The 12,746-nt window shown below is 60.9% G+C and carries 11 protein-coding genes; 7 read left to right on the top strand and 4 right to left on the bottom strand.

Translation table 11 applies throughout. The annotated features are described in order from the left end of the window. The first annotated feature begins 20 nt into the window (after positions 1-20). From U5A08_RS27020 to U5A08_RS27000, 5 genes are all read left to right on the top strand, one after another. Entirely contained in the window at positions 21-302 is a 282-nt protein-coding gene (locus U5A08_RS27020; RefSeq protein ID WP_321849226.1) for a pyrroloquinoline quinone biosynthesis protein PqqE, read from the top strand. A gap of 249 nt (positions 303-551) precedes the next feature. Next, positions 552-2,357 carry a phenylacyl-CoA dehydrogenase gene (locus tag U5A08_RS27015; RefSeq protein ID WP_321849225.1) on the top strand — a complete coding sequence of 602 codons (1,806 nt, stop codon included), beginning with the start codon at positions 552-554 and terminating at the stop codon, positions 2,355-2,357. A 204-nt stretch (positions 2,358-2,561) separates the two neighbouring features. Beyond that, positions 2,562-3,851 carry a GGDEF domain-containing protein gene (locus tag U5A08_RS27010; protein WP_253399723.1) on the top strand — a complete coding sequence of 430 codons (1,290 nt, stop codon included), beginning with the start codon at positions 2,562-2,564 and terminating at the stop codon, positions 3,849-3,851. A 90-nt stretch (positions 3,852-3,941) separates the two neighbouring features. Next, positions 3,942-5,711 carry an acyl-CoA dehydrogenase C-terminal domain-containing protein gene (locus U5A08_RS27005; RefSeq protein WP_321849224.1) on the top strand — a complete coding sequence of 590 codons (1,770 nt, stop codon included), beginning with the start codon at positions 3,942-3,944 and terminating at the stop codon, positions 5,709-5,711. 122 nt (positions 5,712-5,833) lie between these two features. Continuing rightward, a complete protein-coding gene (locus U5A08_RS27000; RefSeq protein WP_321849222.1) occupies positions 5,834-7,612 on the top strand; it encodes an acyl-CoA dehydrogenase C-terminal domain-containing protein in 1,779 nt (592 codons plus the stop codon). Between the two features lie 226 nt (positions 7,613-7,838). On the opposite strand, the gene U5A08_RS26995 is transcribed toward U5A08_RS27000, so the two are convergent. After that, the gene (locus tag U5A08_RS26995; RefSeq protein ID WP_321849220.1) at positions 7,839-8,738 is read right to left on the bottom strand and encodes a LysR family transcriptional regulator; all 900 of its coding nucleotides are present in this window, start codon (positions 8,736-8,738) and stop codon (positions 7,839-7,841) included. Between the two features lie 209 nt (positions 8,739-8,947). On the opposite strand from U5A08_RS26995, the gene U5A08_RS26990 reads away from it, so the two are divergent. Both U5A08_RS26990 and U5A08_RS26985 read left to right on the top strand, forming a co-directional pair. Then, positions 8,948-10,216, top strand: a complete 1,269-nt coding sequence (locus tag U5A08_RS26990; RefSeq protein WP_253399719.1) for an aspartate aminotransferase family protein — start codon at positions 8,948-8,950, stop codon at positions 10,214-10,216. Between the two features lie 182 nt (positions 10,217-10,398). After that, the gene (locus U5A08_RS26985) at positions 10,399-10,557 is read left to right on the top strand and encodes a YqaE/Pmp3 family membrane protein (protein WP_010207008.1); all 159 of its coding nucleotides are present in this window, start codon (positions 10,399-10,401) and stop codon (positions 10,555-10,557) included. Positions 10,558-10,562: 5 nt separating this feature from the next. Here U5A08_RS26985 and pqqE read toward each other — a convergent pair whose 3' ends face one another. From pqqE to pqqC, 3 genes are read right to left on the bottom strand one after another with little or no spacing between them, the layout of a single operon-like run. Next, positions 10,563-11,693 carry a pyrroloquinoline quinone biosynthesis protein PqqE gene (pqqE, locus tag U5A08_RS26980; protein ID WP_282598688.1) on the bottom strand — a complete coding sequence of 377 codons (1,131 nt, stop codon included), beginning with the start codon at positions 11,691-11,693 and terminating at the stop codon, positions 10,563-10,565. Beyond that, on the bottom strand, positions 11,686-11,961 hold the full coding sequence (gene pqqD, locus U5A08_RS26975; protein ID WP_253399718.1) for a pyrroloquinoline quinone biosynthesis peptide chaperone PqqD: 276 nt from the start codon (positions 11,959-11,961) through the stop codon (positions 11,686-11,688). The genes pqqE and pqqD overlap by 8 nt, the downstream gene beginning before the upstream one ends. Further along, positions 11,958-12,710 carry a pyrroloquinoline-quinone synthase PqqC gene (gene pqqC, locus U5A08_RS26970; protein ID WP_253399716.1) on the bottom strand — a complete coding sequence of 251 codons (753 nt, stop codon included), beginning with the start codon at positions 12,708-12,710 and terminating at the stop codon, positions 11,958-11,960. The genes pqqD and pqqC overlap by 4 nt, the downstream gene beginning before the upstream one ends. Between the last annotated feature and the right edge of the window lie 36 nt (positions 12,711-12,746).

Genomic DNA, 12,746 nt, shown 5'->3' with positions numbered 1-12,746 from the left:
TCTCTCAGCAGGTCCACGCCATGGAAATCTCTGGCAGCAGCGCGTTTTATTCAGGCTTGAGCACGATTCAGTCCGGGCAGAGCCGTGTCGACCAGGCCGCCGGCAGGATTGCCAGCGCCGCCACTACCCAGCCGTCGGCGGCCCAGAGCGACCTTCTGCAGGCCAATGACCGCGCCCAGCCGAGCAACTCGGCGAGCAATATGGTCGAAATGGCCCAAGGTAAATTTCAGGTAGAGCTGGGCGCGAAAGTCGCCAAGGCTTCCGATGAAATGCTCGGCACGTTGATCGACACTTTCGCCTGACCCCCCTATGGCAATGCGGTGTACCCGGTACACCGCTCGCGCCTACATCGCCTCTTTTTTCCGATAACCCTTGTGGCACCTCGCCGCAGGCATTCTCGTGCGCGCTGTTGAGCCGTGTCATGACAAACGGCAGCGGGACGACGCTTGACATCCCCAGGTCGTAAACGTATGTTTCAAACACCTGTTTGACCGCAACAACAAATTCCACGCGGTTGTTCATCCCAGATACATCAGCAGAGGTTTATCGCTATGCCTGACTACAAGGCCCCCTTGCGTGATATTCGCTTCGTTCGTGACGAACTGCTCGGCTATGAAGCGCACTATCAGAGCCTGCCGGCTTGCCAGGACGCTACTCCGGACATGGTTGACGCCATTCTCGAGGAAGGCGCCAAGTTCTGTGAGCAAGTACTGGCACCGTTGAACCGCGTGGGTGACATCGAAGGGTGTACCTGGAGCGAGTCAGGCGTTAAGACCCCTGCTGGTTTCAAAGAAGCCTACAAACAGTTCGTCGAAGGCGGCTGGCCGAGCCTGGCCCACGACGTGGAGCACGGTGGCCAAGGCCTGCCGGAATCCCTGGGCCTGGCGGTCAGCGAAATGGTCGGCGAAGCCAACTGGTCGTGGGGCATGTATCCAGGTCTGTCCCATGGTGCGATGAACACCATCTCCGAGCACGGCACCCCCGAGCAGCAAGACGCCTACCTGACCAAACTGGTGTCGGGCGAATGGACCGGCACCATGTGCCTGACCGAGCCACACTGCGGCACCGACCTGGGCATGCTGCGCACCAAGGCCGAACCTCAGGCCGACGGTACTTATAAAGTCTCCGGCACCAAGATCTTCATCTCGGCCGGCGAACACGACATGGCCGATAACATCGTCCACATCGTACTGGCGCGCCTGCCGGACGCACCGGCTGGCACCAAAGGTATCTCGCTGTTTATCGTGCCCAAATTCCTGCCGAACGCCGATGGCTCGATCGGTGCGCGCAACGCGGTGACCTGTGGTTCCCTGGAACACAAGATGGGCATCCACGGTAACGCCACCTGCGTGATGAACTTCGACGCGGCCACCGGTTTCCTGATCGGCCCGGCGAACAAAGGCCTGAACTGCATGTTCACCTTTATGAACACCGCTCGCCTGGGCACCGCGCTGCAAGGCCTGGCCCACGCTGAAATCGGCTTCCAGGGCGGCCTGAAATATGCGCGTGACCGCCTGCAAATGCGTTCCCTGACTGGCCCGAAAGCGCCGGACAAGGCCGCCGACCCGATCATCGTCCACCCCGACGTGCGCCGCATGCTGCTGACCATGAAAGCCTTCGCTGAAGGTAACCGTGCGATGGTGTACTTCACCGCCAAGCAAGTGGACATCGTCAAGTACGGCACCGACGACGAAGCCAAGAAACAGGCCGATGGCCTGCTGGCATTCATGACCCCGATCGCCAAGGCGTTCATGACCGAAGTCGGTTTTGAATCCGCCAACCACGGCGTGCAGATCTACGGCGGTCACGGCTTCATCGCCGAGTGGGGCATGGAGCAGAACGTGCGCGACAGCCGCATTTCGATGCTGTACGAAGGCACCACCGGCATCCAGGCGCTGGACCTGCTCGGCCGTAAAGTGCTGATGACCCAAGGCGAAGCGCTCAAGGGCTTCACCAAGATCGTGCACAAGTTCTGCCAGGCCAACGAAGCCAACGAAGCGGTCAAAGAGTTCGTGACACCGCTGGCTGCGCTGAACAAAGAGTGGGGCGAGTTGACCATGAAGGTCGGCATGGCGGCGATGAAAGACCGTGAAGAAGTCGGTGCCGCTTCGGTGGACTACCTGATGTACTCCGGTTATGCCTGCCTGGCTTACTTCTGGGCCGACATGGCGCGCCTGGCGGCCGAGAAACTGGCAGCCGGCACCAGCGAAGCGGCGTTCTACACCGCCAAGCTGCAGACCGCACGCTTCTACTTCCAGCGCATCCTGCCGCGTACCCGTACTCACGTGGTCACCATGCTGTCGGGCGCCAACAACCTGATGGACATGAAAGAAGAGGACTTCGGCCTGGCTTACTAAGCCTCACCGAGCCCACTTGAAAAACCGTCGCTCCTTCTCGGGGCGACGGTTTTTTTTGCGCGATAAAAAACACAGCGCAGCGCTCAGGGATTGCGATGGTCTGCCGTTACAGTGATGGCAATGTGATACAGGCCGGGCAGGGTATGTTTAACTGTCTGGGCTTTGGCACAGTGCCATCATTCCTGGCGGGTCGGAGTTTTACCCTTGTCACGCGCGTCCGCTTTACGTTTCAGTCATTTCCTACCTTCACTGCTGCTGTTACTGGCCGGGCTCTCGGCTGCGTATGTCAAAGATCTCAACGTCTTCTTCACCTCGCTGTTCAACGTGTTGCCGACCTTGGTGCTGTTGCTCGGCGGTTCGTATTGCGCGGTCTATCGTCGCCAGCGTGAACTGTTCCTGATGATCACGGTGTATATCGCCTACTTCCTGCTCGATACCCAGACCGACTTCTACCGCGACAACGGCCGCGTGCGCGAAGACGCCGCCGTGGTGTTCCACTTGTGTTGCCTGTTGCTGCCGCTGCTGTTCAGTCTCTATGCGCTGTGGCAGGAAAAAACCCACTTGTTCCGTGATTTTGTCGCGCGCTGTGCGGTGCTGCTGGCTATTGGCAGCGTCGCGTTGGCCCTGGAGCAAAGTTATCCCCAGGCGCTGCTGAACTGGCTCGCGGAAATTCGCTGGCCGGCGCTGCATGGCACCTGGATGAGCCTGATCCAGCTGTCATACCCGATGTTCCTGATCGGCTTTTTGACCTTGGCGGCGCAGTACTGGTACCTACCGCGTCCGTTGCACGCGGCGCAGATGGTCGGGCTGATCGGGCTGTTCTGGATGTTGCCGCAGACGTTTATCCTGCCGTTCACCCTGAACATCATGTGCAGTCAGGTGATGCTGATGATTGCCGCCGCAGTGGCTCACGAGGCGTATCAGATGGCGTTTCGCGACGAGCTGACCGGCCTGCCGGGGCGGCGCGCGCTCAACGAGCGCATGCAGCGGCTGGGACGCAACTATGTGCTGGCGATGAGCGACGTCGACCACTTCAAGCGTTTCAACGACACCCATGGTCACGACGTAGGGGACCAGGTGCTGCGCCTGGTGGCCAGCAAGCTGTCGAAGGTCAATGGCGGCGGGCGCGCCTACCGTTATGGCGGTGAAGAGTTCGCCGTGGTGTTTGCCGGCAAGACCCTGGATGAGTGCATGCCGCACCTGGAAGAAATCCGCGAGATCATCGCCAACTACGACATCAAGCTGCGCAACCCGGACCGCCCGCAGGATGACCTGCAAGGCCGCCAGCGGCGCGCGGGCAGCGGCGCGTCGAGTGTGTCGGTGACCGTCAGCATCGGCGTGGCCGAGCGCCAGGCCGAGCACCGCACGTCCGAAGAGGTGCTCAAATCCGCCGACCAGGCGCTGTATGCCGCGAAGGGCGCCGGGCGTAACTGCGTGGTCGCGGCCGGGCAAACCCGCCGTGGCGCGGTGCGCACGCAGAGTGCTGCCGGTTGAGTGATGGCGCTGTATTCAGCGGCGCTACAGTGATTGTTCGGGGCGGCGGCCGGCAGTAGGTTGAAACCATCTGCTGCCGGAGACATTGCCATGCCTGAGTACAAAGCTCCCCTGCGCGACATGCGCTTTCTGATCGACAATGTGTTTGATTTCCACACTCACTACGCCGCCCTCGGCGCGACAGACGCCAGCCCGGACATGGTCAGCGCGATCCTCGAAGAAGGTGCGAAATTTTGCGAGAACGTGCTCGCGCCACTCAACCGCAGCGGCGATGAAGAAGGCTGCCATTTCGACAAGGGTGTGGTGACCACGCCCAAGGGCTTCAAGGAAGCCTTCGCCCAGTATGTGCAAGGCGGCTGGCACGGCGTGGCGGCTGACCCGGCCTACGGTGGCCAAGGCTTGCCGCAATCCCTCGGGCTGGTGCTCAGCGAGATGATCGGCTCCAGCAACACGTCCTGGGGCATGTACCCGGGACTGACCCACGGCGCGATGTCGGCGATCCACGCCCACGGCACCGCTGAGCAGAAAGCCACCTACCTGAGCAAACTCACCGCCGGCGAATGGACCGGCACCATGTGCCTGACCGAAGCCCACTGCGGCACCGACCTGGGCCTGATCAAGACCCGCGCCGTGCCCCAGGCGGATGGCAGCTATGCGGTCAGCGGCAGCAAGATCTTCATCTCCGCCGGTGAGCACGACCTGAGCGCCAACATCATCCACCTGGTGCTGGCCAAGCTGCCGGATGCCCCGGCTGGCACCAAAGGCATCTCGCTGTTTATCGTGCCCAAGTTCCATGCGGATTCGGGCGAGCGCAACGCGGTGCATTGCGGCTCCATCGAGCACAAGATGGGGATCAAGGCCTCGGCCACCTGTGTGCTGAACTTCGACGGCGCCAAGGGCTTTTTGATCGGCGAGGCGAACAAAGGCCTCAACTGCATGTTCACCATGATGAACCACGCGCGCCTCGGCACCGGGATGCAAGGGCTGTGCAATGGCGAAGCGAGCTTTCAGGGCGCGATCAAATACGCCAACGACCGCTTGCAAATGCGCGCGCTGACCGGCGCCAAGGCTCCGGAAAAAGCCGCCGACCCGATCATCGTCCACCCCGACGTGCGGCGCATGCTGCTGACCATGAAGGCGTTCAACGAAGGCAACCGGGCGCTGACCTATTTCACCGCGCAACTGCTCGACACCGCGCACTTGAGCCGCGACGCCGGCCAGCGCCAGGAAGCCGAAGACCTGCTGGCGTTCCTTACGCCGATCTGCAAAGCCTTCATGACCGACACCGGGCTGGAGGTGACCAACCACGGCATGCAGGTGTTCGGCGGCCATGGTTTTATTCGCGAGTGGGGCATGGAGCAGTTGGTGCGCGATTGCCGGATTGCGCCGATCTACGAAGGCACCAACGGCATTCAGGCGCTCGACTTGCTGGGGCGCAAGGTGTTGGGCAGCCAGGGCAAGCTGCTGCGCGGTTTTACGCGGATTGTGCATAAGTTCTGCGAGGCGAATGCCGAGCATGCGCAGCTCAAGGCATATGTGGCGCAACTCGATCAACTGAACCAGCAATGGGGTGAGCTGACGACCAAGGTCGGCATGGCCGCGATGAAAAACCCTGACGAAGTGGGCGCTGCCGCGGTGGACTACTTGATGTACAGCGGCTACATCATCCTCGCCTATCTGTGGCTGCGCATGGCGATCGCGGCGCAGACGCATGATGATGCCGAGTTTGCCAAGGCCAAGCTGGCCACCTGCGACTTCTACTTCAAGCGCTTATTGCCACGCACCGCCACCCACCGGGCCGCCGTGGAGGCGGGCAGCGAGTGCCTGATGAGTCTGCCTGCGGAAGCATTTGGCTTGTGATGACCTAAAAATACCAAGCGGTCACAAGTGGACCCTATGTGTCTGAAAAGTTGTTCGGGTACACTCGGCGCCTGTAAAACCGACCCTATCGAATCACTTTTCACGTTCTCACGAGGTTTGCCATGGCTGATTACAAAGCGCCGCTGCGTGATATGCGCTTCGTCCTCAACGAAGTTTTTGAGGTCGCCACACTTTGGGCCCAATTGCCGGCATTGGCAGACACGGTCGACGCCGAAACCGTTGAGGCAATCCTCGAAGAGGCGGGCAAAGTCACCGCCAAATCCATCGCCCCGCTCAGCCGCAGCGGCGATGAACAGGGCTGCCGCTGGGCAGACACGGTTGTCAGCACCCCGGACGGCTTTCCACAGGCCTACACCACCTACGCCGAAGGCGGCTGGGTGGGCGTAGGCGGTGATCCGGCCTTTGGCGGCATGGGCATGCCCAAGGCGGTGTCGGCGCAGGTTGAAGAGATGATCAACTCGTCGAGCCTGGCCTTCGGCCTGTACCCGATGCTGACCTCCGGCGCCTGCGTATCGATCAACACCCACGCCAGTGAAGCGCTCAAGGCAACCTACCTGCCGAATATGTACTCCGGCAAGTGGGCCGGTTCCATGTGCCTGACCGAGGCCCATGCCGGCACCGATCTGGGCATTATCCGCACCAAGGCCGAGCCTCAGGCGGACGGTTCCTACACCATCAGCGGCACCAAGATCTTCATCACTGGCGGCGAACACGACCTCACCGAGAACATCATCCACCTGGTGCTGGCCAAACTGCCGGATGCCCCGGCCGGTCCCAAGGGCATCTCGTTGTTCCTGGTGCCGAAGTTCATGGTCAATGCCGACGGCAGCCTGGGCGCGCGTAACCCGGTGAGCTGTGGCTCCATCGAACACAAGATGGGGATTCAGGCCTCGGCGACCTGCGTGATGAACTTTGACCAAGCCGTGGGTTACCTGGTGGGTGAGCCTAACCGTGGTCTGGCGGCGATGTTCACCATGATGAACTACGAGCGCCTGGGCGTGGGTATCCAAGGCCTGGCGTCCGGTGAGCGGTCCTACCAGAACGCGATTGAATACGCGCGCGACCGTCTGCAGAGCCGTGCGCCGACCGGCGCGCAGGCCAAGGATAAAGTCGCCGACCCGATCATCGTCCACCCCGACGTGCGTCGCATGCTGCTGACCATGAAGGCGTCGAACGAAGGCGGCCGTGCATTCTCCACGTATGTGGCGATGCAGCTGGATATCGCCAAGTTCAGCGAAGATGCCGCCGCCCGCGAGCGCGCGGATAACCTGGTGGCCTTGCTGACCCCGGTGGCCAAGGCGTTTCTGAGCGATCTGGGCCTGGAAACCACGGTGCTCGGCCAACAAGTCTTTGGCGGCCACGGTTACATCCGCGAGTGGGGCCAGGAGCAATTGGTGCGTGATGTGCGCATCACCCAGATCTACGAAGGCACCAACGGCATTCAGGCTCTGGACCTGATGGGACGCAAGATCGTCGGCAGTGGCGGTGCGTTCTACACCTTGTTCGCTGATGAGATCCGCCAGTTCACCGCCACCGCAGGCGCGGAGCTGGCCGAGTTCACCACGCCGCTCAACGCCGCAGTGGATAGCCTGGATGAATTGACGGCCTGGGTGCTGGATCGCGCCAAGAGCAACCCGAATGAAATCGGTGCGGCCTCGGTGGAGTATTTGCATGCATTCGGATACATGGCCTACGCCTACATGTGGGCAATGATGGCCAAGGCGGCGCTGGGTAAAGAGGCCGAGGAAGACTTCTACGCCAGCAAGTTGGGCACTGCACGCTTCTACTTTGCCCGTCTGCTGCCGCGTATTCACTCGTTGAGTGCGTCTGTAAAAGCCGGTAGCGAATCGCTGTTTTTGTTGGATGAGTCCCTGTTCTAAGGGTGTAGAGGCTTTGTAAGCATTCTCTTACATGACGTGCTGCTAATCGTCCTCTATCGCCAAATTGGATCCACGGATAATCTACTTCACATGGACGTCGCGCAGGAAGCGCAAAGCAACAACACGGACACGTAGGATTCTGCCAGGATGGCGGAGTGAAATGGATGTCAGGGAAACAGTCTGCAAAACCCCGCCTCGGCGGGGTTTTCTTTTGCCCGCGAAAAAGTCAGGCCGGCACCTGCGGGGCATTCATCACGTCCTCCAGCAAGGTGCGCAGCAACGCCAACGTCGCTTGCTGGCGCTGCACATCGCGGCACACCAACCCGACTTTCAGTGGCACCCTGGGTTCACTCAAGGGTTTCCACAGCAGCGCCTTGCTGTTGTGTTCGTCCTGGGAGCGTCCCGGTAGCACCGTGGCCAATTTGGTATGAGGCAGGCTGTCGAGAATCCCCACCATGGTATTCAACTCCGCCTGCACCTGCGGGCGCCGCCCGAGGTTGGACAACTGGCTCTGCCAGATCTGTCTGATCTGAAACTCCTCCCCCAGCAGTAACATCGGCAACTCGGCCGCTTGTGTCAGGGAGACTTTCTTGAATTCACGCAGGGGGTGATCCTCCGGGATGACCACCTTCAGCTCATCTTCATACAGCAGCACGCCGTGCAACCCCGGCTGGCGGGGCGGCAGGTAACTGATGCCGATGTCCAGCGAGCCGTTGAGCAGGCGCCGTTCAATTTCAATCCCGGTCAGTTCGTAGATTTGCACCACCAAGTGCGGCTGGGCCTTGCGCACGCGCTCGAGCATTTGCGGCACCAGGCTGGTGTGTACGGTTTGCAGCACGCCGATGGCCAAGGTGCGCAATGCCTGGCCCTTGAAGTTGCGCAATGCCTCTACGGCTTGCTGCATGCCATCGATCAACGGCAAGGCGTGGTTGTATAACGTATGGGCTGCGAGGGTCGGCAGCAGGCGCTTGCTGCTGCGCTCGAACAGGCTCACATCGAGGTTTTGCTCCAACTGGCGGATCTGCTGTGACAGCGCCGGTTGGGAGATCGACAGACGCCCAGCGGCACGGCCTACGTGGCCTTCCTCATACACCGCGACGAAATAACGCAGTTGCTTAAAATCCATAAGTAATTCTTATCGAAAAAGCTGGAAAATCGAAATGGCCGTTGGCCCCCGAGACGCCTAGTCTAGCGCCTATCCACAAGGCTTACAGGGCCAGATCGGGCGATGATTAGCGTTTATGTTGATGGTGTTTGCATAGGCAAGGCAAAAAACCTCCAGGTAGGTTTTGCGGGGTTCACCGACCACGGCGTGGTTGCCATGGGAGGAAAAGTGTGAATCTGTTCAATTTGCGCCGCTCGGCGGCCAGTCTGGATGACCTGATCCTGGATGCTTGCGGCGAAGATTTTCCCAGTGAATGCTTGATGCCTACCGTAGCGCGCCCCCCGCAGGTTTTCGTGCGCGGCCAGGGTTCCTGGTTGTGGGACAGCGATGATCGCGCCTATCTGGACTTCAGCCAGGGCTGCGCGGCCAACAGCCTCGGCCACAGCCCGCAGGTATTGATCAGGGCCCTGGCCGACCAGGCCTATGCGCTGATCAATCCCGGTCACGGCTTGCATAACCGCCCCCAACTCAACCTCGTCGACCGCCTGTGCCACCGCACCGGCAGCGACCAGGCGTATTTGCTCAACAGCGGCGCGGAAGCCTGCGAAGCGGCGATCAAACTGGCGCGCAAGTGGGGCCAGCTGTATCGCGGTGGCGCTTATCGCATCATCAGCGCCAGCAACGGTTGCCATGGGCGCAGCTTTGCGGCGATGTCGGCTTCGGCGAGCAGCCGCGAAAACCGCTTTGAACCGCAGCTGCCGGGCTTCAGCCACGTCCCGCTCAACGATCTGGCGGCGCTGCACGCGGCCGTTGACGCGCAAACCGTTGCCATCATGCTGGAGCCGATCCAGAGCGAAGCCGGCGTTATCCTCGCGACCGAGCATTACCTCAAGGGTGTCGAGCGACTGTGCCGCGAGCTGGGTATTCTGCTGATCCTCGATGAAGTGCAAACCGGTATCGGCCGTTGCGGCACCTTGCTTGCCGAAGAACAATACGGTGTGCGCGCCGACATCATTGCGCTCGGCAAAGGCCTGGGCGGTGGTGTGCCGCTGGCGGCACTGCTGGCGCGCGGCAAAGCCTGTTGCTTCGAAGTCGGTGAGCTGGAAGGCACCCATCATGGCAATGCGCTGATGGCCTCGGCCGGGGTGGCGGTACTCGATACCGTGCTGGGGCACGGTTTCTTCGAACATGTACGAGAATCTGGTTGCTACCTCGGCGAAGGCCTTGCCCGCCTGGCTTACCGCTATGGCCACGGTCAATTGCGCGGCCACGGCCTGATGTGGGGACTGACGTTGTCGGATGATTCTGCAGACGCGGTGGTAAAAGCCGCTCTGGACGAAGGACTGATCCTCAACGCCCCGCAACCCAACTGCCTGCGCTTCACCCCGGCCCTAACGGTGAGCAAAAGCGACATCGACGAAATGCTCCTGCGCCTGACTCACGCTTTTTCCCGGGTGCGTACCGCACAGGTGCAATGCCGCAAGGGCATCGCCGTTTGACCCCTAATTCCTGAACCGTCTCGCGGTATACGCGGCGCCCCCAGCCTGTTTGTTTTGGCTGGGGGCGTTTTTTTTTGTTCAGAGAAGGATGGCCGCAGTGCCAGATCCCACTGAACCCTCACGAACGTCCAAGGTCGATTAGCTAGACGGCTCACACGAGCCGATTTTCAGGAGCTGACCCCATGGACATCATTCGCATCATCATCGCCATTCTGTTGCCGCCACTGGGTGTGTTCCTGCAAGTGGGTTTCGCCGGCGCGTTCTGGCTGAATATTCTGCTGACCTTGTGCGGTTACTTCCCAGGCATCATCCACGCGGTGTACATCATCGCCAAGCGCTGAGGCCCTCAGCCTTTTGCGATGAGCCGGGAGTTGCGCTCATTGCGAAAGGCCAGTTGCTCGATGGTCTGGGTGGCGTGTTCGGCGTCTTCCCGGGCTTGAAGGATAATGCCGTGGTGCTCGGATTTGCTGCACACCGGGTCAGCGTTGCTCGCATCGCCGGTCAGCATGAACGCCTGGCAACGGCAGCCGCCGAAGTCCTTTTCCTTTTCATCGCATGAGCGGCACGGTTCGGGCATCCAGTCGTAGCCGCGAAAGCGGTTGAAACCGAAGGAGTCGTACCAGATGTGCTGCATGCTGTGGTCACGCACATTGGGAAATTGCACCGGCATCTGTCGGGCACCGTGGCAGGGCAGGGCGGTTCCATCCGGAGTGACGGTCAGAAAGATACTGCCCCAGCCGTTCATGCAGGCTTTCGGGCGTTCTTCGTAGTAATCCGGGGTGACGAAAATCAGCTTGCACGGGTGCCCTTCGGCTTCGAGCTTGGCGCGGTATTCGTTGGTGATACGTTCGGCGCGCACCAGCTGTTCCTGGGTCGGCAACAACCCCACACGATTGAGCTGCGCCCAGCCGTAGAACTGGCAGGTGGCGAGTTCGACAAAGTCCGCCTCCAGTGCAATGCACAGCTCGATGATGCGGTCGATCTTGTCGATATTGTGCCGATGGGTGACGAAGTTCAGCACCATCGGATAGCCGTGGGCCTTCACCGCGCGAGCCATTTCGAGCTTTTGTGCGAAGGCCTTTTTCGAGCCGGCCAGCAGGTTGTTGACCTGTTCGTCGCTGGCCTGGAAGCTGATCTGGATATGGTCCAGCCCCGCCTTTTTGAAATCGCTGATCTTCTGCTCGGTCAAGCCGATGCCGGAAGTGATCAGGTTGGTGTAGAAGCCCAGTTTGCGCGCTTCGGCAATCAGTTCGGCGAGGTCCTGGCGCACCAGCGGCTCACCGCCGGAAAAGCCCAACTGCGCGGCGCCCATCTCGCGTGCTTCGCGAAACACCTTGATCCACTGCTCGGTGCTCAGCTCCTTGCCCTGCTCGGCGAAATCCAGCGGGTTGGAGCAATACGGGCACTGCAGCGGGCAGCGATAGGTCAGCTCGGCGAGCAGCCACAGCGGCAGACCGATGGCCGGTTGTTCAGGCAAGCGTGATCCAGTGCTGAGCACGGGCGACCTCCATGAATTGCTCGATGTCGTCACCGAGCTCAGGCACACCCGGGAATTGTTTATCCAGCGCGGCAATGATCGCCGTGACGTTGCGCTCACCGTCGATCAACCCGCCAATCAACGCGGCGCTGTCGTTGAGCTTGATCATGCCTTCCGGGTAGAGCAGCACATGGCCTTTTTGCGCAGGCTCGTACTGGAAGCGATAGCCCTGGCGCCAGACCGGTGTCCTGCTGCGATCAAAGCTCATAGGGTGATCCCTTTATGCCAGACCCGCTGCTCGGTCACGCTGTGATACGGCGGGCGATTCAGTTCGTAGGCCATGCTCATGGCATCGAGCATGCTCCACAGGATGTCCAGTTTGAACTGCAGAATTTCCAGCATGCGCTCCTGGCCTTCACGGGTGGTGTAGTGCTGCAGGGTGATCGCCAGGCCATGTTCGACATCGCGGCGGGCCTGGCCCAGGCGCGTGCGGAAATACTCATAGCCGGTGGGGTCGATCCACGGGTAATGCTGCGGCCAGCTGTCGAGGCGCGATTGGTGGATCTGCGGCGCGAACAGTTCGGTCAGCGAACTGCTGGCGGCTTCCTGCCAGCGCGCACGGCGGGCGAAGTTGACGTAGGCGTCCACCGCAAAGCGCACGCCGGGCAGCACCAGTTCCTGGGAGCGCAGTTGGTCCGGATCGAGGCCGACGGCCTGGCCCAGGCGCAGCCAGGCTTCGATGCCGCCGTCTTCGCCGGGGGCGCCATCATGGTCGAGCAGGCGCTGAATCCACTCGCGACGGATTTCGCGGTCCGGGCAGTTAGCCAGGATCGCGGCATCCTTCAGCGGAATGTTCACCTGATAGTAGAAACGGTTCGCGACCCAGCCCTGGATCTGCTCGCGGGTGGCGCGGCCTTCATACATCGCCACGTGGTACGGGTGATGGATATGGTAGAAGGCGCCCTTGGCCCGCAGGGCTTTTTCAAATGCATCGGTGCTCATCGGTATATCAGTCATATGGGTCTCCTGTGGGAGCGAGCTTGCTCGCGAAGG

The organism is Pseudomonas paraveronii (genome assembly GCF_963681955.1).
GTDB lineage: Bacteria > Pseudomonadota > Gammaproteobacteria > Pseudomonadales > Pseudomonadaceae > Aquipseudomonas > Aquipseudomonas paraveronii.
Note: the sequence above shows the minus strand (reverse complement) of the source record. Positions and strands in the feature narration are given on the sequence as shown.

Excerpts from the sequence above, each read along its gene's own strand:
- U5A08_RS26995 (WP_321849220.1), bottom strand. The coding sequence starts at position 8,738 with ATGGATTTTAAGCAACTGCGTTATTTCGTCGCGGTGTATGAGGAAGGC.
- pqqD (WP_253399718.1), bottom strand. The coding sequence starts at position 11,961 with ATGAGCTTTGATCGCAGCAGGACACCGGTCTGGCGCCAGGGCTATCGC.
- U5A08_RS26985 (WP_010207008.1), top strand. The coding sequence starts at position 10,399 with ATGGACATCATTCGCATCATCATCGCCATTCTGTTGCCGCCACTGGGT.
- U5A08_RS27020 (WP_321849226.1), top strand. The coding sequence starts at position 21 with ATGGAAATCTCTGGCAGCAGCGCGTTTTATTCAGGCTTGAGCACGATT.
- pqqC (WP_253399716.1), bottom strand. The coding sequence starts at position 12,710 with ATGACTGATATACCGATGAGCACCGATGCATTTGAAAAAGCCCTGCGG.
- U5A08_RS27005 (WP_321849224.1), top strand. The coding sequence starts at position 3,942 with ATGCCTGAGTACAAAGCTCCCCTGCGCGACATGCGCTTTCTGATCGAC.
- U5A08_RS27000 (WP_321849222.1), top strand. The coding sequence starts at position 5,834 with ATGGCTGATTACAAAGCGCCGCTGCGTGATATGCGCTTCGTCCTCAAC.
- U5A08_RS27015 (WP_321849225.1), top strand. The coding sequence starts at position 552 with ATGCCTGACTACAAGGCCCCCTTGCGTGATATTCGCTTCGTTCGTGAC.